This window comes from Skermanella aerolata KACC 11604, assembly GCF_000936425.1.
Taxonomy (GTDB): Bacteria; Pseudomonadota; Alphaproteobacteria; order Azospirillales; family Azospirillaceae; genus Skermanella; species Skermanella aerolata.
This window is the reverse complement of the sequence record NZ_AVFK01000034.1, coordinates 29,373-50,063: the sequence shown is the minus strand read 5'-3', so window position 1 is coordinate 50,063 and position 20,691 is coordinate 29,373. Positions and strand designations below refer to the sequence as shown.

Sequence of the window (20,691 nt, the reverse complement as noted above, 5' to 3'; positions counted from 1 at the left end):
TCGACGATGGCCCGCACCCTGCGCCTTTCCGTGGAAGCCTCGGCATCTTCCCTGCCTGAGCCTCACCGCCAGCGCCGCCTCGGACCCTACACCGCCTTGGTCGGCCGGCTGGAGCGTCTGTCGGAGCGTCACGCATCGAACCGGCCCCGTGCCGTCCCTGGGACAGCCGGCGACGCGATGGCCGCGTAGCCGCCCGGCATCGAATTTGCCCCTCGGTTAGCCTGCCGAGCGGAACTCGGCATGACCGCCGCGCTGCCCGCCGATGTTTCCATGCAATACCCTACAACCGAGTGTAATTTTCGTGTTACGACCCGGTTTACTTCGATGGTCTCAACCGTCCGCCGCGGGTTTGGCGAGACTTTGCCGGGTATCGGTGATATCGTCCCCGGCAATGACGAAGAGGGACACCAAGCGGCTCATCGAGGATCTTGACGGCTTCACCACGGGCCTCGAGGCGGAGACGCGGCTGTTCCTGGAGCGAAGCCCGGAACCCCTGGAGTAGCCGGGCGAAGCGCCGGCGCTGGCGCCGCTGAACGGTCCATCCGGCGACGTCATCGCCGGTCCAGCCGGCGGCGCCGTCGTCAGGGCGCCCCGCCTGGGCATCATCGAGTTCAGGACGCCGCCGGCCGCCTAGACACTCCCGGCTCCGGAGCCCGGAACCGCCAACACCACCCAGCAGACCCTCTCCTGGGCCGAGCGGCTCCTCCGGCGGCTCGACGCCCTGGCCGGGATCAGGGACGAACGCCAGCAGCGGGTGGCGTCGCGCTGGCGCGCCTGGCGGCTGCGCCGGGAGACGTTGGGGGCGCTCCGGCTGATGGGCCGCGCCTGCGATCCCGAGCGGGTCGCCCGGCTGGCCGATCCCGACCTCGCCTGGACGCACGGCCGCAGGCCGGACGACCGCCAGTCCGACTGGCACGCCATGGCCCTCTGGCGGGCCCTGGACCGGGCTTTCCGGATCGGGCTTTCCGTCTCCCGGCCGAGCCCAACCACCTCGACCTCTATCAGCTGGTCCGCTACGTGCCGGTCGATCCGGACAGCCTGGCCGGCGAGACCATCGAGGACTGGGAGCCGCCGGGCTGGTCTTTCGCCGAGGCCGAGTGCGTCCTCGACCTGATCGGTCCGGACGAGCCGGGATTGCTGGGGGGCGGGGCGCCGTCTGCGCGGACTGCTCCTGTCGAAAATCTTTCCGCCCAACGGCTTCGCTCTGTCGCTCTGCCTGGCGGCTGTTCTGGTTGCCAATGCCACCGGCACGACACCCCTGCCCTTCCTTCTGTCCGGCTTGGCATCCCTGTGGTCCGGGATCGAGACCGCCTTCGCCGATGCGGGCACCTGGGACTGGCTGTTCCCCGAGGCCTGCCTCGGCGGCCTGTCGTCGTCGCTCCGGCACCTGGACGAGGTTGCCCTCAACGGAACCATGGCCGAGGCGGCGGCGGCCGGCGAGCGCGAGCGGACCGACCCGGCAGCACTCATCGATTTGCTGTATCGCCGGCCGGTGTTGGCGACATCGGCGCTGTCGGGCACGACACCCTGGTCTCGATTGAGGGCGCCGGCAGCGGATCCGGACACGATCTCTTCATCGGCACCGGCAATTACAATCAGTTCTTCGACGGCGACGGCGACGGCGACGACACGGTCGTCTACGGCGGCGGCAACGGCGCGGTCGGCGGACAATCCACCTCGGGCGTCGAGAGGTTCGTCTTCGCCGATGGCACGCTCGTCACCGACACCGCGGACGCCGCCGCCCAGATCCACCGGCTCTACGGCGCCACGCTGGGCCGCGCTCCCGATCTGGGTGGCCTGCGCGCCTGGACTGGCGCCGTGGAGAGCAAGGCGATGACGCTCGGCCAGACCGTCGATGGCCTCACCGGATCCGCCGAATTCCAGGCGAAGTACGGCTCCCTCGACAAGGCCGGCTTCGTCAAGCTCCTCTACGGCAACGTGCTGGGCCGCGAGGCCGACGCCGGCGGGCTGGCGGCCTGGACCGGCGGCCTCAACGGCGGAATGACGCGGTCGCAGGTCGTCCTCGGCTTCTCCGAGAGCGCCGAAAATGTCGCCAGGACGGCTCCGGACATTTTGAAGGGCCTGTGGATCAGCGACGATCTCGCGATGAAGGTGGCCCGCATATACGACACGACGCTCGACCGCATGGGCGACGCGCCAGGTATTAAGGGATGGATCGGCGCGCTCAGGTCCGGCACGACCCTCAAGGCCATGGCCGACGGCTTCACCGGTTCGGCGGAATTCCAGGGGAAATACGGGTCGCTGGACAACACGTCCTTCGTCCGCCAGCTCTACCGCAACGTGCTTGACCGCGACGGAGAGGAATCGGGCGTCAAGGCCTGGGTCGGCGGCCTGAAGGGCGGATTGACCAGGAGCGCCATCGTCGTCGGTTTTTCCGAATCCAACGAGCACATCGTCGAGCTGGCCGGGCTGACCGACGACGGCGTCCATCTCTACACCTGAGGCGGCCCGGCCGGGGCGGGGAGCGCTTCTCCGGAATGTCCTTCCATTTTCCGATTTATCGCAGACCTCCCGCCCCGCTTGGTGTTTTCGCCTTATCCGGACATATGGCGGAAAACCGGATTTTCCCCCTCCGGCCCCGCGAACAACACCCTTCAGACCCGATCCGATATCCGGGGCCCTTGAGAGACCCCCTACTGGAGCCGAACGATGGCCACGTACCAGACCACCACGAACTACGCCCTCACGGGCGACACCGTGCTCGACGCCCTGACCTACGACACCAAATGGGGCGGAGCGCGCGGCACCGGAGCCACGTTGACCTACTCGTTCCACAACGCCGCCTCGACCTACGGCACGCAGGCGACCTACGGCACCGCTGATCCGTTCTCGAACACGGGCGCTCCCAACGAGGTCCTCAAGACGGCGATCCGGGCATCGCTGGCCGAGTGGACGAAAGTCGCGAACCTCACCTTCGTCGAGGTCGCCGACACCGGCTCGACCTCTGGCGTGCTCCGCTTCGGGACCAGCTCCGAGATCGACCGCCTCGGCATCGCCGGCCGGGCCACGACACCCAGCACGACGTTCGAACGTTCCGGCAACGTCTGGCTGTCGAACAACATCTTCTACAATATCAAGGCGCTGTCGCCCGGAAACTACTACTTCCAGGCCGTGATGCACGAGATCGGCCACGCGCTCGGCATGAGCCACCCCTTCGACACCGGCGTGACGCTGCCGAAGGACTAGGACAGCGACCAGTACACGGTGATGAGCTACACGCGCGAGCCCAGCTATATCGGGACCGACCCCGACGACGACCGCGAGGGTTCCATGACCGCCTCGACGCCGATGCTGTACGACATTAAGGCAGTCCAGCATCTCTACGGCGCCAACACGGCCGCCGCCACCGGCAACGACACCTATGTCTTCGATTCTTTCAGCGTCCAGTTCAGGAGCTTCTGGGACGCCGCCGGATCCGACACCTTCGACGCCTCGCGCCACGCCAACGCGGTGACCATCAACCTGAACCCCGGCTCCTTCAGCACGATCTCGACACCCTTCAAGAACGGCGCCTGGGCCGTGGACGGATACCAGTACAGCCAGGCCCTGGACAACGTCTCGATCGCCTACGGCACGATCATCGAGAACGCCGTCGGCGGCTCCGGCAACGACACCATCACCGGCAACGCCGTTTGCAACACCCTGACCGGCAACGCCGGCGCGGACCGTCTCCACGGGCTGGACGGCGACGACTACCTGATCGGCGGCCAGGGCGACGACACGCTGGACGGCGGAAACGGATTCGACATCGCGATGTTCGGCGACAGCCCCGACGCCGTGACCGTCGATCTCTCGTCCGGATACGTGGTATCGGCCTGGGGCGGCCGCGACACGCTTGTCTCGGTCGAGGGTGCCGCCGGAACGGGCGGGAATGACGTCTTCATCGGCACCGGCGGGAACAACCATTTCTTCGGCGGCCAGGGCGACGACACGGTCGTCTACAACGGCGGCGCCGACTGGTTCGATGGCGGCACAGGCCGCGACACCGCGACGGGCTTCGGCCTGCGTCACGAGTATTCCGCGTTCTCGTTCGGCGGCAACAACGTCACCGTCGGCGGCCAGGCCACGGGCAATGTCGAGAAGTTCGTCTTCGCCGACGGCACCCTCGTCACCGACACCGCCGACACCGCGGCGCAGGTCTTCCGGCTCTACGGCGCCACGCTGGGCCGCGCACCCGACCTCGGCGGGCTGCGCTCGTGGACCAACGCCGTCGAGAACAAGGCCCTGACGCTGGCCCAGGCGACCGACGGCTTTACCGGTTCGGCCGAGTTCCAGGCGAAATACGGCTCCCTCGACAACACCGGCTTCGTCAAGCTGCTCTACAACAACGTGCTCGACCGCGAGGCCGACGCCGGTGGCCTCAACGCCTGGGTCGGCGGCCTCAACAGCGGCGTTTCCAGATCGCAGGTCGTCCTCGGCTTCTCCGAATCGGCCGAGAACATCGCCAAGACGGCGGCCAATGTCCAGAAAGGGCTCTGGATCGGAGACGAACGCGCGGCCCAGGTCGCCCGCATGTACGACACGACCCTCGACCGCCAGGGCGACGCTCCCGGGATCAAGGGCTGGCTGGGCGCCATCAAGGGCGGCATGACCCTCAAGACAACGGCCGACGGCTTCACGGGATCTGCCGAGTTCCAGGGGAAGTACGGCGCGCTCGACGACGTCTCCTTCGTCCGCCAGCTCTACCGCAACGTCCTCGACCGCGAAGGCGGGTTGAAGGGCGGCATGTCCCGCAGCGACATCGTGGTCGGCTTCTCGGAGTCGAACGAGCACATGGTCAAGCTGGCCGGCCTGACCGACGACGGGATCCACTTCATCTGAGAAGGACCCCGCGGACCGAGTCCGGCAGGAGGCGGCCGCGAGGCCGCCCCCTCTCCCCGCATCCGAAGGCATATCGGTTCCGGTCCGTCGTCTTTCCCTCATGGCGGCGTGGCGCTCTCTAGAGTCGCAGTCCCACTTCTCGCGCAGACGAAGTGTTTCCAGTTTCAGCGCCATCGACCGTATCCGCTCCAGGCGATCGCGTCGCTCGGCGAGATCGGCCTCGACGTGTTTCCTGAAGTCGGCCACCTCGGGCAGCCGCCGGTAGGCGAAGCCGTCCCATATCGCCCGGAAAGCCTGATGGAAGATGTCCCGCGGCCAGGCCGACAGGGCGGCGACGTCGAGGTCGAGCGCCATCGGCTCGGGCAGCGCGAAACCGCGCCGGCTGGCCAGGCATTCGAGCGCCGACAGCACCTCGGCCGGATCACCCGGCTCCAGGTCCAGCCTGGCCCGCTCGAGCGCCGCCGGCAGGGCCGCCTCGACCTCAGCCGGGATATCCGGCAGGTGCACCAGCGGGTCGGCGTGCCATGATTCGGCCCAGACAGTCACGCGCCCGAGTGGCGTTGTCGGCAGCCAGGCCGACACGTCCCCGCCTTTCGAAGGTCCTGTTTTCCCGGGGACGAACGCGTTCCTTGTCGCGGTTGCCGGCGCCGGACACTCCGGTGACGCGAATGAAGTCGGCATGGGCGGTATCTCCGGAGCGGGACGTCTGGTTGATCAGCGGAAGCGGTTTCCTGGGGTCGATGAGCCACAGGCGCCAGGCGGCTCGGAAGTCCGCGTAGCGGTAATTCCCAGCCCGGCAGGCGAGCACGAACCGCGCCGTGAACGCCTCGATGTCGAGGCGGTGGTTCAATTCCAGGGCCCAGGCGACGTCGTCGGGGTTTGGCCGCCAGTCCGGCGGTATCACCGGATCGGCTTCGGTTTCCCTGGATCTCTCGGTCCCCGGATAATGAGCCTCTCCCGCACGACCTTGAGAGAGAGAATCCTGAATCTGTGATTCCTGACTCGTGTCAGCGGGCTGACAGCGGGCTGCAGCGGGCTGACGGCTGGCCGCAGCGGGCTGACACCGGCCATCCTCTTCGATACGTCGATCATCCTCGTCGGTGGCGCCGGGGACTTTTCCATCGTCCGCAGGGGTTTGACCCACCGGATGGACCGGCGAATCGGCATCGCTCACCGAGTGGGATCGGCCCATCCCATCGAGCAGGCGGTAGCGACTCGGGCGCTGCAGGCCGTCCATGAAGACCCGTTCGATGCTGATGAAGCCCCTGCGCTCGAGCTCGCTGGCGCCGGCATGGACCCAGCCGCGCGACCGTTTCAGGTTCGCCGCCACCGTCGCCTGGCAGCATTCGAAGTGTCCATCGGCGGTCCGATGTGTGCTCAGGGATGTGTAGACCATCCTGGCGCAAATCGAGAGATGCGGATCATGGACGATCCGACTGGAAACTATACCCCAGCGTGCAGACGCGTGGGGATCAGGGGCACATGGCTCTCCCATGGCGAACTCCGTCGCTTGAATTACTGAATTATTTCAGCTGCGACAGACAAGGCTTCGGCGTTGCGAAAAATATAAAATTCCGCTTGCCAGTCCGGTGCGCCAGGAGATAGCCTTTGGCTTGGTTAGAACCATGAGATAGCTGGTTGTTGGCTATCTCCTGGCGCACATTCTGTCTATCGCATACCGCCCGATCGGGCTGTTCAATCCGCCGCAAACGGATTGGCAGCTCGAGAGGCGGCGCGGTGTTTCTAGGTCCTCATGGCCGGTCTCCTGCCAGTGATTGCGGTGATGCCGATTGTAAATCGCGCACGGCGATGTCGGCATCGGCGTTTCCACGGCGCCGCGTGAAGCCTGCGCCGATGGAGAGCGGGGCGTTTCCAGCGCGTAAGGCGCCGAAAAGGCATGCGGGAAGCCGTCCCACTACGGGGATGCCTTCATGTCATGGAGATAAGTCTCATCGATCAGGGGCACGTCGCCCTCTATCCCGGTGGCCGGGTATGACGCATCCCTGAACTCGACGACGACGTTGGCCAGCACGGCCTTCTTGCCGCGCCGGTCCCCGAGATCGATCACGAAGGTGTATCCCAACAGCGGGTTCTGCCTGTTTTCGTTCAGGATCGCTTCCAGGTCGGACTTGAAGAAGCGAAGTTCCTGCACCGTGCCGACGCGGTCGCGTAGCGCCTCGAGACTGATGCGGAACGCGGGCCTGTTATCGCAGTGGAGCCTGGCGAGTTCATAGAGGCGGCGCTTCAGGGGCGAAAGCTCGAAGAAGTCGCGGTTGTAGGACAGCAAGTTCTTGTCGATGACAACCGTGCGCCACAGGAAGTCGCAGAAGCGGACCGTGACGCTGTTGATCTTGCCGGCCCGCTTCCGGCCTTTAACCATCATCTCCTTGCCCTTGTCAAACGAGTAGTTCTCGACCCAGCTGAATCCCTCGACGTAGATTTTTCGCCCCGACTCGACGTTTGTCTTGACGTTGGTCTCTTTGAGCCTCTCGAGCGCCTCGCCCAGCCTCTTGCTCACGGAACCGCTTTGGGACAGTCCGGCGACCCTGGTGAAGTCCTTCAGCGTGAAGGTGAAGTCCTGCTTCACCGGCTCGCCGCGGGCGAGCTTCTCGGCGGCGATGCTCATGCAGTAGAGCAGTATCTCGGCGTCATCGACGGTGGCGCACCCGCTCTTGGTCGATCGGACCTCGATCCGGATCTTCCCGTCATCGTAGGTGGGCAGCTCCGTTATCGGGTTGGACTTGTTCGTCTTGTGGGCGAAGTAGCAGTGCAGCATCAGCGGCCGCCCGTTGTGGACGTCCCCGGTCAGCGGACGGTCGAGCATCGGCAGGGCCAGCTGGTGCTGCGCGGGTTTCGGTGCCGTTCCGCCACGGCGGACGGGCGCCTTGGGCTTCGGCTTCGGCGCCGGCTTCGCCGTTTCCGGAGCATCTCCTTTCATTCCGAAAGAAGATTGGACGGAAGGTGATTGGACGGCAGGTGATTGGACGGCAGGCGAGTTTCCGGAAGCGCCACCGGCGGGTCGGGACCGGAGCGTTCGAGCTCCTTTCTCTTCCGCGACAGGCATCTCCTGAACCTTCCGTCTTGCCGCCATGAATAACTCCCCCGCATCGTCAATTCCGGTTGCGGGATGTTCATGGTAAAGAAGCCAGTTGTGAAGAACTTTCCGCTAAAAGGGCCAATAAACCGCTCGGACGTGGGCAAAACCTCTTAGGGAGGGGTGTTTTTGTGGGCAAAACCTCTTCAAACCGGGCAGAACGTTGGTAAAACCTCTTCTCGATAGGTTGGAAGGCTTCTTCCCCGGACGCGAATCAACCAGTGAATCCGCCGAGTCCCGATATGTGTGTCAGGCCGGTTTTTTTATGTGGGCAAAACCTCTTTTCAGCATCGTGGGATGGAGAAATATGTAGTATTTTCAGTGAGTTGGACCTGATTTGCGGGGCGATGGACAGGCATGGAAGAGGTTTTACCCACATCGCCGATGGACAGTCTCTCGCGACCTTGGGCGGAGCGGCGCGGTGGCTTGGATTTTTTCATTTAGAACAGGGGGTTATGGACGATGTCCCCGTCGCGGAGAGGTTTTTCCCACATTCCGCACCCTCGGCCGATTGCGCGGATACGGACGGGTGTAACGGCGCCCCATTCGGCCGATGTCGGGCATTGGATTGGAATTTCCAGTCAAAACAAGGACGTAAGCTTTATTTACCGGACTTGAACCATGGTACGGGTCATGCCCTAAAGGATGAAAGCCCTGCCGCTTTCGCCGCGCTGGAAAGGTCGGCAAAACCTCTTTGCAAACCACATATGCGCTATAAAGCTGAGCAATATCAATACGTTGAGAGATTGCGGCGGACCGTTTCCCGGCCACGAAGAGGTTTTGCCAACGAACGGAACTACGGCTACCTCTGGCAACGCTGAGGTAGCCGTAGTTCCGCTGCCATGGGTGTTTCGTGATGCATTATCGAGATGGAACAATGGCTTGGCTCGACATCAGCGGAACTACGGCTACCTTTTGCGGGAGCCCGTCCACCTGGCTCGGTCCCCTTGTCCGCCAACACCCGGATCCACCGGCGGCATCCTGAGCCTGTCTCCTGGATGGCGATGGAGTGACCGCAAAGCTCCGACATACCGCGAGTACGAGCACAGAGGGGGCGGGGTTGAAGGGCATGACCCCGCCCCCTCGACGCGCGACGATGAATGGCCAATCGTCAGCGGATCTCCCCTGCACTGACGTTAGTTGTGCCCTTCCCTACCCTTCTCTCCCCTGCGCTCCCCTGCCCCAGATCAAGGATCGTCGCGCCGTTTCTCGATCGCGCGGCGCATCTCATCGACCAGCTTCAGGAGCGTCGCCATGCCGCCCGAGTTCGTCTTCTCGGTCGCGATCGAGTTGCGCAGGACCGGCATCGACGCCATGTCGCGGGCGAAGGCGATGACGCGGGAGATCTCGTCGAGTTTGTCGGGCAGGCAATTCTGGATCTCGTCGCGCCCATAGCCTTGGTCCGTGAGCTTGTCGAGGCGCATCCGGCAGACCAGCCTGTGAGCCAGGTGGGCCTCGATATATGCCTCGAGCACGGCTCTGACGTGCCGGCTGGAGAAGTTGATCTCCGCTCCCCCGAAACGCAGGATGTCCAGGCCGGTCAGCGACTTGATGTGCTTGTCGCGTTTGCGGTCCTTTCTGATCATCTCGACATAGGCTTCGATGTCGGTATCACCGGATACGCCCCGCATGTTCGTCCCGCCGTGATGCTCGGCGCCGTCGCACTCGATGAAGAAAAGATCGAAATCGTCGAACGCGTCGGATCGATCGAAGTGGCGATCCGTCACCGCGACCAGGAAATCGGCGCGATAGTCGCCCACCTTCGTTTGCGGGAATATCACGACTCGTCGCCGGGACAGGAGTGCCGCGTCGTCCTCGATCATCCTGGCAGCGTCGAGCCAACCGTCCGCAGCGCCGAAGACCGACTTCGCGTAAGGGACGATGTCGGTCGCCAGCAGATCGTACATCCGCTTCTCGATCGGCGACTCCGGCGGCACCACGTCCTCTATCTCGTAGCGCTCGTAGTAGCGCGTAGGTGATCCCGTGTTCATTCCAGCATCCCCACCCATCACCGTCCCGAATGGGCTCGGCCGCTCCAGGGTCCTCTCCGTTCCACCCTACCATGCCGGACGGGATTGGAGAAACGGAGCCGAACGGGGCTGGTGATCAGCACCCCACCCTGCTCTGCCTTGCTCCAGGATTAACGCTTGCGCAGGTCCTGCATGTCGATGTCCTCGACGCGGCAGCCGAGCAGCCGCAGGGCCTGCATGACGATGACCTTCTGTGTCGTCTTCTGCGCCGCGGCGCGCTCCGCCAGCTCGTCGAGAAGGTATTCCGGAAAGACGCTCTGCCAGCTGCGGGTCTTGGCGGGCCGCGGATATGACGGCGGCGTGAACGGCGCCTGGAAGGCTGGGGCCGGCGTCGCCTGTGCGGGCGGCGGCGCGCTCGGCTGAACGGCCGACGGCTGGGGCGTGCCGACGGGGATCATGTCGCGCTCCCTGCCGAAACGCTGCAGCTTCCGCTCGTCCTCGTCATCGAAGTTCGCGAGAGGTGCGCGCTGATCGGTCTTTGCCATTCCTGAAGCTCCTGTTCCGTGCGTGCCGCATCAAGCAGCCGTGAGACGTGCCTGTCAATGCTGTAGCACAGGGATGTTTAAGATATCTCTACAAGTGTCATGCCTTGGCCACATCATGACGCTTCGTGTGGAAGATATGTCAGCCCCGTCGCGAGAGGGTGCCGGACGGTGCCGGGAAGGGTGCGGCTTGATGCCGGCGCCGGACCGCCGCGATGCCTGATAGAACTTACGGCGGCGTCGTGGTGATGTATCGTGATGAAGCTGGATGGTGGAGAGATGTGGTGAAGAGGTTCCGACCTATCGAGCGACTGACCGGTTCCTGGTATCTCCGCCCTGCCCCACCCTTGCCCTCTCGGTCCCGAAGCGGAACGTCCGACGCGTGGTGCCGGCCGGCGGTGGGTCATGACCAGGCTAAGGTGGAGATGCTCCTCTCGGTGACATGATGAAGATACCTGTCGAAGACAGGTGATGAACAAGCATTGGCGAACATCGTCCGCGCCGGAGCTGTCGGTAATCCAGGCGGCATGGACCGGTACCGACCAGGTTTCACATCGTGGTGAAGACATGTGAGCAAGATATATGTCTTGGAGTCTTCACGGTCTGCGGAGCAGACACGCAGGCTCCGACACAGCCGAGATTGTCTCGCCGCGACCTGTCCGAGTATCCTCATGAAGCATCCCAGTGAAGAGTGATCATGAAGTGTCGTGTCTGAGATTTCCTCGAACACTGGCACCGCCTAAACCGGCGAAGCCAGCGAGATAGACCAGGCCATCAGAACTCCTGTCGATCCAGGTTGGATATCCGTGGTGGAGTTGTCGCGCCGTCATGTCATGGCACGGGATCGCGGAGATGCCTGATGAAGACGAACAGCTTCCCTGGAACGCTTCGATGCATAACTTCCATAAATATCTTCACTATATATCGTCGTGAAACCACCTCACCATAATGGACCGACCGGTACCGATCAAACCCGCAGGCTGGACGCGGGTGAGGCGCCGCAAGGCGCCGAACCCCTGCCCCGCCTTTTCGAAGGTTCGGTCTCAGGCCTTCGCCTTGAGACGCTTGACCGTGCCGTCCCGGGCCGGCGCCGCCTTGCGCGGAACGCTCGGGTTCAGCGTCAGTCCTTCCAGGATGGCGATCATCTCCGACACGACGGCCCGGACATTGCCCGCCGCGTTGCCGTCCGGCTGGTTCTCGATCGGCCCGTGACCCGAGTAGCTCAGCTCCTCGAGCAGCGCCCAGTCGAACAGCTCGGTGCGGAACATCGGAAGCTCCCGGCTGGTCAGTTGGGTCTCGGCATGCTTGGAGACGCGCGAGCGGATCGCCTGCTTGCCGCGTGTCAGGATGATTCTTACCTCGGGCTGGTGCCGCATCTCGGCCATGCTGTCGAGCACGTTCCTGTGCGTCCTGATGGTCTCCTTGATGTCCCAGCGCGAGCGCAGGGCAGGGATGATCACGAGGTCCGACACGCTGAACGCATAGACCATGCTCATGTTGTTGAAGCCCGCGAGATCGACCAGGACGTGGTCGAAACGATCGGCGTTGCCCTTGATCTCCTGCCGGATGTTCGCCTCTGTGACACCGTCGATCACCTCGACGCCGGCGTCGCCGCGCAGTTTGGACCATTCCGCCAGGTGGCGGTTCGGATCGGCGTCGATCAGCAGCGTGGTCAGGCCGCGCGCCCGCAGCTCGGTGCAGGTCGCGAGCAGGGTTGTCGTCTTGCCGGCACCGCCCTTGCTGGAAGCGTAGGTTGTCACGAACGTCATGAAGGATCTCCCGTCGGATCGAGGATGCGTTTCGACGACCCGCCCGGGGACGCCGCCCTGGCCGGCGAAGGTGCCTCAAGGACGATCGCGCGCGCAACAGGAAAGATGCCTGTCGAATTGGTTTCACCGTCATTCAACTCTTCATGATCAATCGTCCACATGTATCCAAGAGACGTCTCGCAGGGAATTATGGTGGTCAGGCATGGCAGATCCGTCCGGGATCACCGCCAATCCAACGCCAAACGCGGGCAGGATCAGCGCCAGGGACGACACCAAGCGTTGTCGGGACCCTGTATCTCGGCCCTGTGGTATCTCACTATAAAACTTAATGAGATATCTTCACTAACTATGGTCACCGGGTGAGTGGCTGATGTCTCCAGGTGAGGCATTCCGAAGATGTCGCGCCCACGGAAGTGGCCCTGATCCGTGGCAAAGGCGTCCCGAATAGCGCCACCAGTAGGTTCCGCCAGGAACCGGGAGCGGAACAGGAGCGGAGCGGGTGGGGCAGGGGGCGATTTACAGAAAAACTTCGGGCGGTTCCTCATGAATTGTGCGCCGACCAGCCCGTCGAAGGCTCCGCCGGGCGGGGTCGGTGAAGCGAAAAAGCGCTGGTTTTGCCGACGATCGCCGTGGTTTGATAACGGTTCGGCCGGTTTCCGGACAGGTCCGATGACACCATAAAAAGCTTGCGTCCCCATAACAGGGTCAATCAAAAGCCGGTTCTGACAGGCCGCCCAAGAGCGTTATCAGCCGCGTCCCAAGTGGTATTATCTGCCCAAACCCTTTGCCCAGCCGCTCCCCATCCCTTGCCAGTCCGACCCCAACACCAGCCGATCCCTGTACCCTGAAGCGGACCACCCGCTCCCTCATCAGACCGATCCACTCCAACCCCGGGATGAACCACTTCCCTTCGCCGGCCCGATGATCCGCGACGACCATGGCCGATCAAACAGCGCGGTGTCCATGTTAAGCCGAAGGATGCCCGAACGTTAAGCCGAAGGACGTACCGGGACAATCCGTGCCCCCGACGAGTTCATCCGGCACGATCCAGAGCCGGTCCATCCAGCCCGGCATGACATCGAGCGATTGCAAGGGCTTGGCTATTTTATGTATACATGAAATTCCATCTTATTCCATGATATTCCAGGAAAGCACAAGAATACCCCAAACCCCCATGGCCACTGGGTTTCGGCGGATCGGCGCCCTGGAACGGGGAAACCTGGCTGGAAGGCGGACCGGCATGGCGGAATGCCGCCTTGCTCCAACCTGCGGGGATGAACCTGGCCTGGGATCGCGTCCGCGATCCCAGCAACGGCACGGCTTTCGAAGGTGTCGGCGTGCCCCTTAAACCATGGCGAATCACCATAAGCGCCGATATGCACGGATAACTTATGATAAGTAATGAATTTCCGTGATAGCTCATGGTGAGTTACCATTTCAAACGCGATGATATCGCTTGTTAATTTGCTGTAATGTGGCGTTCGGACGGATGTTCCGGCATGTTCCGATCTGTACGGGACGAGTGATCGACAGGCCTTCGAGGTGATGAATGGCCGCCAGGATGGGCCGGGCGCCCAGGTGTCGCCGGGGAGTGGCCGGATTGGCCGTTCTGGAGCGGTTCTACGGGCCTGGAAGGGCAGGGCGGCAGGGCAGGGCGGGAGACTATCCACATCGGGTCCTGATAGGCTCCTGGGAAGGTCGGCTGATCTGCCGGCGGGGATGGTCTCCGTGATGGAACGGCCTGTCCTGTGGTAGGATGGCGGATTGACCGGGTATCCTTACGCGACAGGCTCCGTGTCGGGCTCGGTTTCACCTCCCCCCGACATCGGTTCGGCCTGGTTGCTGGGGAATGGCCTGGGGACTGGCTCCGTGAATGGCTCGGGGAATGAAGCGGCTGGGCCCTGGTGCTGGTGGCTGGACCTGGTCTCGAAAGGGCGTGTCAAAATGCTGTATAACATTTTTCGCGGCTGTGTACGGTGGGGCAGGGGAACTTCGATCGACCGCCTGGGATGAACGGCTTGGCTGCGGGCTGGGGACAGCTGATCGGGACGGAGATAACGCGGGGATGGGGCGGATTTGCCGCTTGGGGGCGGGGGATGAGCGGAGCTCTGTTTGGGGATTGTCCACGTTATGCGGATCCTTGGCCGGCTCCAACGTCGCCGAATACAGCCGGATTTCATGAAAATCCTGGGACGCGGCGCATTTCGGGGCCCGGAAAGGCGTTTACCCCTCGCCAAACTGGCATCCAATACAACATTGAATCTGGCTGAATTGACGTTTTCCCTTATGGCACTTTCTGCGTAAGGGTAATGGGTACAATAGACCTGTATCGGGCGAATACAGATCGATCCCCTCAGTCCGAGGAAAAATTAACGCCCCAGGGGACGCCTGACCGGACCCGGTCGAGGATGCCGAGGGCAGCAGACCGGCCAACCTGAAAAAGATATGACGGACCGCGCCATGAGGCGGGCAGGTCCGGGCAGGACGGCGGATCGGCCGGACATGAGGGCAGGGGAGCGACACCCCCGGCAGGGATCGGCCGAACATGGGACCGGACGGCAAGACTAACCGGCCCGAGCGGGGCCTTCCTTCGAAGGGGCAGGGGCTCGGCGCCCGGTCAGGCGAAACTGGAGAAGGATTTTCACCCCGAAACGCGGCCAGACCGGGTGGCAAGCGGCCTGACCGGGCGGACCTGCCGCCGGGCGACACCGGAACGGCACCTGAAAAAACCCAGTACTAGCCGTGTTGGGACGCGAAGGATCGTCCCAAAAATGCGTTATGCCGGCCGGTGCCCGCTTGTCGCATGCGGCCTTGACGTCCGGCCCGATAGGCGCCAGCGTGAAGCCATGCCGAGGACGGGGATGGGGGACAGGCCGATGCCGGTTATCGAGATACCAGCTGTGTAACGACAATTAGGATGGCCGCCTGACGACGATTGTGATGGCCGGTTTTCGGTGCTGGCATCAGCCTCTCTCTCGCGATCGCGGGAGAGAGGCTGATGCCAGCCAAACACATCAACGACCGGCAGTTCAGGCGATACATGTCATCACGCAAAGAAGGCGAGACCCAGGCGACATCGGCCGCGCAGGCCGGTTTCAGCGAGCGCACGGCTCGGCGGATCGATGAGTCTCCGATCGTGCCCAGTCAGGCGCGGGCTTCACCTCGCCAATACCGAACGCGCCGCGATCCCTTCGAAGAGGTCTGGCATCAGGATCTGCTGCCGCTGCTCCGTCAAGTTCCAGGTATTCAGGCTACGACCTTGCTTGAGGAACTTCAGCGACTTCATCCCGGTCAATTCCCCGATCATCTTCTGCGATCTCTTCAGCGCCGGGTTGCCCATTGGCGAGCCACCGAAGTGTCAATCGGCTTCGGAAATCTGGGTTCTCCCGCGTTTTCGATGCACACGGATGGCGGGTAGAGACTGAGTGATTATATTCAGGAGGTGGCTTCGCTTCCAACGTGATCTTTATCCTTGTACAGCACCGAATTCTGCCTGCTGCCGCCGAACCTGGCGGTCGATCGTCTGCGACCTGCCGACGATCATCTCGTCCTCGAGACGCATTCAACCAGTCCTTCGGCGACGTGCCCTTTGTGCGACTATCCCTCTGTCCGCCGGCACAGCAGCTATGGTCGCCGGCTGGCGGATCTGCCGTGGCAGGGCCGTCGGGTCGAACTGCACCTGCGCGTCCGCCGCTTCCGCTGCGTCAATGACGCTTGTCCGAGGCGGGTTTTCGCCGAGCGGTTGCCGGAGGTCACCGTGCCGATGGCCCGCCGCACCCTTCGCCTGCGCGAGACGCAACAGGACCTCGGCCTGGCGCTGGGCGGTGAAGGTGGCTCCCGCCTGTCCCGCCGGCTGGCAATGCCGCTCAGCCCCGACACCGTGCTGCGCCTGATCCGGGCGATCGTCCTGAAGCCCGCCGAAGCGCCGCGGGTGCTCGGCGTCGATGACTTCGCCTTCCGTCGTGGCCAGCATTACGGCACGATCCTCTGCGATCTCGAACGCAGATGCGCGATCGACCTGCTGCCCGACCGGCAGGGCGAAACATTGGCGACATGGCTCAAAGAGCATCCCGGTGCCGAAATCGTCGCCCGCGACCGGGCGGGCGCCTTTGCCGACGGCATTCGCCAGGGCGCTCCCGAGGCAATCCAGGTCGCCGATCGTTTTCATCTGCTGTGCAACGCCTCCGACGCCCTCAAGCCGGTATTCGACCGTCACCATCAAGAGATCCGCAAGGCGATCCAGGCGACAGCGCCGACACCTTCCCTGGTATCCCGGCCGGAACCGGGGTCGAGAGCCGAGGACCGTGCCCGCGACCGGTTCGATGACCGCCAAGCCCGCTATGACGAGGTCGCCCGTCTGCGGCAGGCTGGAATGCCGCTCAAGCGCATTGCCCGCGAACTTGGCCTGGGTCACAAGACCGTGAAGCGCTGGCTGCGGGCAGGACATGCTCCGACTTGGCGTAAACCGCCACGTCCGAAGTTGATCGATCGCTACCGGGAGTACCTGGAGCGACGCTGGAGGGAAGGATGTCACAACGCCGCTCAGTTGTGGCGAGAGCTGTGCGATCAGGGTTTTACCGGCAAGTCGGGCGCCGTTCGCCTGTGGGCAACCCGGCAACGCCGTGATCGCGCTCCCGGCTCGGCCGCCTTGCGCTTTCCGGCTGTTCCGGTGCCGACCAGCCGACAAGCCACCCGGCTGGTTCTGGCGGATCAGGCCAAACTCGATGAGGCAGAACGCGGCCTGGTGGCGACGCTGATCACCGCCGCGCCGGCGATCACCGAAGCGGTGACCCTGGTCCGGGCCTTCGCCGCCATGATCCGCCAGCAGGAGGTTGACGCCCTTGATCCCTGGATTGCGGCGGCGCGCCAGAACAACCTGACCACCGTTTCGTCCTCGTCGGGCGTCGGGAGCCAGAGGCCGGACCTCATGAAATCAGATTGGACGATCAGGGGTTCCATCGCCCCCGATCCACTGGCGTCACCGGGGTGGAGCGTCAGCCGGGTCAGTTCCGCCTCGACGAGGATGGATATCTCGTTCGCCCGGATCAGCAGCCAGTCGCCGGGCCTGGACTGGAAGGTGTACGAGACGGTATTGCGGTTCGGGTCGCCCGAGAGCTCGGCATCCAGCAGGGGGCGGAGATGCCCGTCCAGGGAAACCGATCGTCCCCGCCCGCCGGTCCTGGGCGGCGCGATGTCCCGGTCGAAGGAGCGCGACCGCGGGACGATCAGCCGCTCGAGGCCGTCGATCGCGTGGCCATGCACCGAGACGCCGGTGATCGATACGCCGACGGTGCCGCGGCGGATCAGGACCCGGCCGCCGGCGATCCGATATCGGCGGCGACGCCGCCGACGCGCAGCTCGATGATCCTGTCCATGCCGGGTGTTTTCCTCGTCAAGCTCGTCAGATCCGGCCGCAGTCGTGCTCGGCCACCGTTTCCTCGATCTCGCCAAGGCGGACGAGGTCGATCCGCGTGGTCCTGCCGGAGATCCTCATGACCTCGGCCAGGGCCTCGGGAATGCCTCGGCTCCCGCGGAGCGATCCGACGGCGGCGAAGGTCCGGGGATAGGTCAGGCAGATCAGGCGCTGCCAGGGCCGCAGGGTCCGGCCGTCCGCATCGGCGGCGGGACCGCACTCCCTTACATGGCAGACGTCGGCGGACGCCGGCTGGAACGAAGAAGGATCTTCCGGCAGGTCGGCGCTGGACGGCAGGACCGAATTCTTTAGTTTTTCCCGGACGGCGCGGAGCTGGGCGCGCCAGTCAGCGGCGGCATAGGGGTCGAACGGGCCCGACCCGAACAGGCGGGCATGGACGTCGAACGCGTCGGCGCAGGCGGACCGCCAGTCGCCAGGGGCGGCCGGCACGGCGGTCAGGCCCTGAACTTGGCGAGCGGCATGTGCGGCGCCGTGCGGTCGCGCAGCACCAGTGGCGAAAATCCGTAATACGCGACCGAGAAGCCGTCCATCCGGGTCATCTCGACCTCGGTCGAGCGCGACCGGATCAGGACGTTGAGGAGCGATTTTTCCAGCGATCCCAGGATGCGGGTCATGCCGCCGCTCATGCGGGCCAGGACGCTGCCGGTGTCGGCGCAGACGCTGACGGCCTCGACGCGGTCAAGGTCCGGGGTGTCGTAGACCAGGCGAAGGCCGGTGGCGGGGTTGACGATCATGTCGTGCATGTGAATATTCCTTACGGATATCTCTGGGAATTCCCTTCATAGATGAGCCCGGTAAATCGATAAATCCAGGCCAACCGGGAAAAATTGGGCGGCGCTATTTAATAATCAAATTCGCGACTCATCTATAAATCTAATTGGCTAATCCGATATGATAGAATGTCGGCCGAGCCTGAAAATCGGAAAAACATGTCGGAAAGATCAATCATGCCCCGTTCACCCGCCGCTGACGAGATCGACACCCCCGATCAGGAGATCCGGGACTGCGAGGACCAGGAGCCGCTTCCGGCCAGCTTGATGGGCGCCGTCGGCGCCGCCCTGGTCGATGGCGCGGCCGGGAAAACCCAAAATCTCGAGCGCGACCTGCGGATCGTCGGCGCCATGCTGCGCTGCCCCAGGCCGTCGCTGACGGAAGTCGCCCGCGCCGAGGGGCTGACGGACGAGCGCGTGCGCCAGCTCTGGGTCAGGATATCCCGGAACTGCCAGGCCTCGGGCCGCCGCCCGGCCGGACTGGTCCAGGCGCTCGAATCGCTCGAGCGGGAAAATCCGATGACGTTCGGCGAGGCCTGTTTCTAGCTCGAGATATCCGGCCTGACCGAGAAGGACTTCACGGTCCAGGGCATCCTGGACGCCACCGACCTGTTCGCGCTCCCCCACCAGATCGTCCACATGCCGGTCGAGGGTCCGAACGGCTTCACGCTCGTCGGTAAGCGCTCCGAGGTTCTCGGGGCGATCGAGATCGCCAGGATCGCGACCGACCTGGTCTCCAGGCACGGGCTGACCTCGATCGACGCCGTGATCGCAGCCTACAAATCGGACCGGACCGTGACGAGTCCCACCGTCCGGGACATCGAATCGCTTGCGTCCGGCGTCATCGCCCGCATGGCCAGCCGCCAGGACCTGGATGGCGGTAAAATGGCGCTCCTGACCGGCGACGCCTCGCTCGGCGCCGGCTCCGAGTGCCGGTATTTCTAGATTAATCCGCTGAACGGCCGCCGCAATCATCTCGGCTCCACGATCCTGAAGATCATGTCGGTCGCGCGCGAGCTGGTGCTCGGCGATCTCACCGCCGCCGTCACCGGCCTGTCGAAATACGCGCGCATCGGCCTGACGGCGGCGCTGACGCGGTAGATCGTCCACCACCTGCGCGATCATCTCGAGATCGAGGGCGACACCGTCCGCGCCCGCGACGGTCTTACCGCCGAGGAGATGCTGTCCGACACCGAGCTGGCCCTGTACCGCGTGCTGGGCCGCGCCGGCGCACCGGTCGAGCGCAACGCCCTGATCGAGACCCTGGTGTCCGGCGGCATGGCATACGGCACGGTGTCGGTCCTGCTCAGCTACTCGCCAGTCATCGACCGCGCCGGCAAGGACCGGGGCTCCGTCAGGTATATCGCGCTGATCGGCCGCCCCGCCGGCGCGGACGTCCCGGCGGATCCCGAACCGGCATCTCCCAAGGCGCAGGCCAAGGTGACGCTGTCTTCCGGTGTCTTCCAGGGCATTCCGTGGGCCGCCTCCAAGCTCAATCGCTCGACCCTCGAGAACAGCGTCGTGAACATCCCGGCGGCGATCCGGGATCCCGCAATGGCCGGCGCCTGGCCCGTCCGGTTCGGCGACGCCTTCGCCCGTCCGACCGTCCTGTTCGGCCTCGGGGCCGCTTTCCGCCAGGCGGGCTTCTGGGTCGGCGACGCCATCCGACTGACCTTCCAAAGATCCGAACACGTGATCCATCTGCCGCTCATCGAGGAAAAGGATGCCAAAATGACCGGCATCATCGAAAAAGGGTCCGGCTTCGCAGTCGCGGATTCTCCGTCCCCCGCCACGGGATCCCGGAAGAAGGGCGTCGTCGTCCTGTCCGGCTCGGCCGGCTCTGGCAAGAGCTTCTCTCTGGCCCGGATGGGCGTCGAGGGGCCGGGGTGCGCGCCTCGGGAGCGGGAAGGCGCTGACTGATGGACGATACCGACTCCTTTCCCGACCGGGACCCCAACATCCTGGGCGCCCGCGTCCCGGGAGACCCTCTCGGCCTGCTGGCGGGCTCGGACGCCGCCACGGTGGCTTATCTGGAGCGTCTGGCGCTGATGTTTTCCCCAGGGCACGGCGGACGATCACCTGCGGTTCTGCCAAGTGATCCAAGAAAATCCAACCGATCTGGAATTGCCGCCCCGGCATCCCTGACGACGCCATCGCGGCGAAAGGTTATCGGGACGGAAAAGTAAAAGGGCCGCAGCATGACGCCGCAGCCCTTTTCAGTTTACCTTAAACCCCGGAAATCATGGAAACCGGGAAAAGACCCGGCACAG

19 protein-coding genes are annotated in these 20,691 nt (G+C 64.1%); 11 read left to right on the top strand and 8 right to left on the bottom strand.

Going from position 1 to position 20,691, the window contains the following annotated elements; translation table 11 throughout:
- Nucleotides 1–6 precede the first annotated feature (6 nt).
- Entirely contained in the window at nt 7–189 is a 183-nt protein-coding gene (locus tag N826_RS43480) for a hypothetical protein (protein WP_147041015.1), read from the top strand.
- A gap of 441 nt (nt 190–630) precedes the next feature.
- On the opposite strand, the gene N826_RS43475 is transcribed toward N826_RS43480, so the two are convergent.
- Nucleotides 631–1,194 carry a hypothetical protein gene (locus N826_RS43475; protein ID WP_147041017.1) on the bottom strand — a complete coding sequence of 188 codons (564 nt, stop codon included), beginning with the start codon at nt 1,192–1,194 and terminating at the stop codon, nt 631–633.
- A 96-nt stretch (nt 1,195–1,290) separates the two neighbouring features.
- On the opposite strand from N826_RS43475, the gene N826_RS29360 reads away from it, so the two are divergent.
- The 4 genes from N826_RS29360 to N826_RS43470 all read left to right on the top strand — a co-directional run bounded on the left by N826_RS29360 (nt 1,291) and on the right by N826_RS43470 (nt 5,370).
- Nucleotides 1,291–2,463: a DUF4214 domain-containing protein gene (locus N826_RS29360; protein ID WP_044434782.1), complete on the top strand. Its 1,173-nt coding sequence runs from the start codon at nt 1,291–1,293 to the stop codon at nt 2,461–2,463.
- A 207-nt stretch (nt 2,464–2,670) separates the two neighbouring features.
- Nucleotides 2,671–3,207, top strand: a complete 537-nt coding sequence (locus N826_RS29355) for a matrixin family metalloprotease (protein ID WP_044434781.1) — start codon at nt 2,671–2,673, stop codon at nt 3,205–3,207.
- Nucleotides 3,208–3,228: 21 nt separating this feature from the next.
- Nucleotides 3,229–4,842 (top strand): DUF4214 domain-containing protein, encoded by a 1,614-nt coding sequence (locus N826_RS29350; protein WP_044434779.1) that lies wholly within the window; start codon nt 3,229–3,231, stop codon nt 4,840–4,842.
- Between the two features lie 108 nt (nt 4,843–4,950).
- Entirely contained in the window at nt 4,951–5,370 is a 420-nt protein-coding gene (locus N826_RS43470; protein WP_147041019.1) for a hypothetical protein, read from the top strand.
- On the opposite strand, the gene N826_RS29340 is transcribed toward N826_RS43470, so the two are convergent.
- The 5 genes from N826_RS29340 to N826_RS29320 form a co-directional block, all read right to left on the bottom strand.
- The gene (locus N826_RS29340; RefSeq protein ID WP_044434776.1) at nt 5,324–6,238 is read right to left on the bottom strand and encodes a hypothetical protein; all 915 of its coding nucleotides are present in this window, start codon (nt 6,236–6,238) and stop codon (nt 5,324–5,326) included. The genes N826_RS43470 and N826_RS29340 overlap by 47 nt on opposite strands.
- Nucleotides 6,239–6,757: 519 nt before the next feature.
- On the bottom strand, nt 6,758–7,780 hold the full coding sequence (locus tag N826_RS29335) for a replication initiator protein A (protein WP_052832258.1): 1,023 nt from the start codon (nt 7,778–7,780) through the stop codon (nt 6,758–6,760).
- Between the two features lie 1,343 nt (nt 7,781–9,123).
- A complete protein-coding gene (locus N826_RS29330; RefSeq protein WP_044434775.1) occupies nt 9,124–9,927 on the bottom strand; it encodes a PDDEXK family nuclease in 804 nt (267 codons plus the stop codon).
- 149 nt (nt 9,928–10,076) lie between these two features.
- Entirely contained in the window at nt 10,077–10,451 is a 375-nt protein-coding gene (locus N826_RS29325) for a hypothetical protein (protein ID WP_044434774.1), read from the bottom strand.
- A 1,040-nt stretch (nt 10,452–11,491) separates the two neighbouring features.
- Nucleotides 11,492–12,217: a ParA family protein gene (locus tag N826_RS29320; RefSeq protein WP_044434772.1), complete on the bottom strand. Its 726-nt coding sequence runs from the start codon at nt 12,215–12,217 to the stop codon at nt 11,492–11,494.
- 2,998 nt (nt 12,218–15,215) lie between these two features.
- Here N826_RS29320 and N826_RS43465 point away from each other — a divergent pair.
- Together N826_RS43465 and N826_RS29305 are read left to right on the top strand one after the other, a co-directional pair.
- A complete protein-coding gene (locus N826_RS43465) occupies nt 15,216–15,635 on the top strand; it encodes a hypothetical protein (protein ID WP_147041021.1) in 420 nt (139 codons plus the stop codon).
- Between the two features lie 54 nt (nt 15,636–15,689).
- A complete protein-coding gene (locus tag N826_RS29305) occupies nt 15,690–17,582 on the top strand; it encodes an ISL3 family transposase (protein ID WP_052832256.1) in 1,893 nt (630 codons plus the stop codon).
- 36 nt (nt 17,583–17,618) lie between these two features.
- On the opposite strand, the gene N826_RS29300 is transcribed toward N826_RS29305, so the two are convergent.
- Nucleotides 17,619–18,080, bottom strand: a complete 462-nt coding sequence (locus tag N826_RS29300) for a hypothetical protein (RefSeq protein WP_044434766.1) — start codon at nt 18,078–18,080, stop codon at nt 17,619–17,621.
- Between the two features lie 5 nt (nt 18,081–18,085).
- The gene (locus N826_RS29295) at nt 18,086–18,394 is read right to left on the bottom strand and encodes a hypothetical protein (RefSeq protein ID WP_044434764.1); all 309 of its coding nucleotides are present in this window, start codon (nt 18,392–18,394) and stop codon (nt 18,086–18,088) included.
- Between the two features lie 204 nt (nt 18,395–18,598).
- Here N826_RS29295 and N826_RS29290 point away from each other — a divergent pair, with 204 nt between their 5' ends.
- The 4 genes from N826_RS29290 to N826_RS43460 all read left to right on the top strand — a co-directional run bounded on the left by N826_RS29290 (nt 18,599) and on the right by N826_RS43460 (nt 20,607).
- On the top strand, nt 18,599–18,967 hold the full coding sequence (locus N826_RS29290; RefSeq protein WP_044434762.1) for a hypothetical protein: 369 nt from the start codon (nt 18,599–18,601) through the stop codon (nt 18,965–18,967).
- A gap of 93 nt (nt 18,968–19,060) precedes the next feature.
- Entirely contained in the window at nt 19,061–19,366 is a 306-nt protein-coding gene (locus tag N826_RS29285) for a hypothetical protein (RefSeq protein WP_044434760.1), read from the top strand.
- 234 nt (nt 19,367–19,600) lie between these two features.
- The gene (locus N826_RS29280; protein ID WP_044434756.1) at nt 19,601–20,341 is read left to right on the top strand and encodes a hypothetical protein; all 741 of its coding nucleotides are present in this window, start codon (nt 19,601–19,603) and stop codon (nt 20,339–20,341) included.
- Nucleotides 20,341–20,607, top strand: coding sequence for a hypothetical protein (locus N826_RS43460; protein ID WP_147041023.1), 267 nt, complete (start codon nt 20,341–20,343; stop codon nt 20,605–20,607). Before N826_RS29280 ends, N826_RS43460 begins: the two co-directional genes overlap by 1 nt.
- The last annotated feature ends 84 nt before the right edge of the window (nt 20,608–20,691 follow it).

Excerpts from the sequence above, each read along its gene's own strand:
- N826_RS43480 (WP_147041015.1), top strand. The coding sequence starts at position 7 with ATGGCCCGCACCCTGCGCCTTTCCGTGGAAGCCTCGGCATCTTCCCTG.
- N826_RS29355 (WP_044434781.1), top strand. The coding sequence starts at position 2,671 with ATGGCCACGTACCAGACCACCACGAACTACGCCCTCACGGGCGACACC.
- N826_RS29350 (WP_044434779.1), top strand. The coding sequence starts at position 3,229 with ATGAGCTACACGCGCGAGCCCAGCTATATCGGGACCGACCCCGACGAC.
- N826_RS29340 (WP_044434776.1), bottom strand. The coding sequence starts at position 6,238 with ATGGTCTACACATCCCTGAGCACACATCGGACCGCCGATGGACACTTC.
- N826_RS29335 (WP_052832258.1), bottom strand. The coding sequence starts at position 7,780 with ATGAAAGGAGATGCTCCGGAAACGGCGAAGCCGGCGCCGAAGCCGAAG.
- N826_RS29330 (WP_044434775.1), bottom strand. The coding sequence starts at position 9,927 with ATGAACACGGGATCACCTACGCGCTACTACGAGCGCTACGAGATAGAG.
- N826_RS29325 (WP_044434774.1), bottom strand. The coding sequence starts at position 10,451 with ATGGCAAAGACCGATCAGCGCGCACCTCTCGCGAACTTCGATGACGAG.
- N826_RS29320 (WP_044434772.1), bottom strand. The coding sequence starts at position 12,217 with ATGACGTTCGTGACAACCTACGCTTCCAGCAAGGGCGGTGCCGGCAAG.
- N826_RS43465 (WP_147041021.1), top strand. The coding sequence starts at position 15,216 with ATGCCAGCCAAACACATCAACGACCGGCAGTTCAGGCGATACATGTCA.
- N826_RS29295 (WP_044434764.1), bottom strand. The coding sequence starts at position 18,394 with ATGCACGACATGATCGTCAACCCCGCCACCGGCCTTCGCCTGGTCTAC.
- N826_RS29290 (WP_044434762.1), top strand. The coding sequence starts at position 18,599 with ATGCCCCGTTCACCCGCCGCTGACGAGATCGACACCCCCGATCAGGAG.
- N826_RS29285 (WP_044434760.1), top strand. The coding sequence starts at position 19,061 with ATGCCGGTCGAGGGTCCGAACGGCTTCACGCTCGTCGGTAAGCGCTCC.
- N826_RS29280 (WP_044434756.1), top strand. The coding sequence starts at position 19,601 with ATGCTGTCCGACACCGAGCTGGCCCTGTACCGCGTGCTGGGCCGCGCC.
- N826_RS43460 (WP_147041023.1), top strand. The coding sequence starts at position 20,341 with ATGGACGATACCGACTCCTTTCCCGACCGGGACCCCAACATCCTGGGC.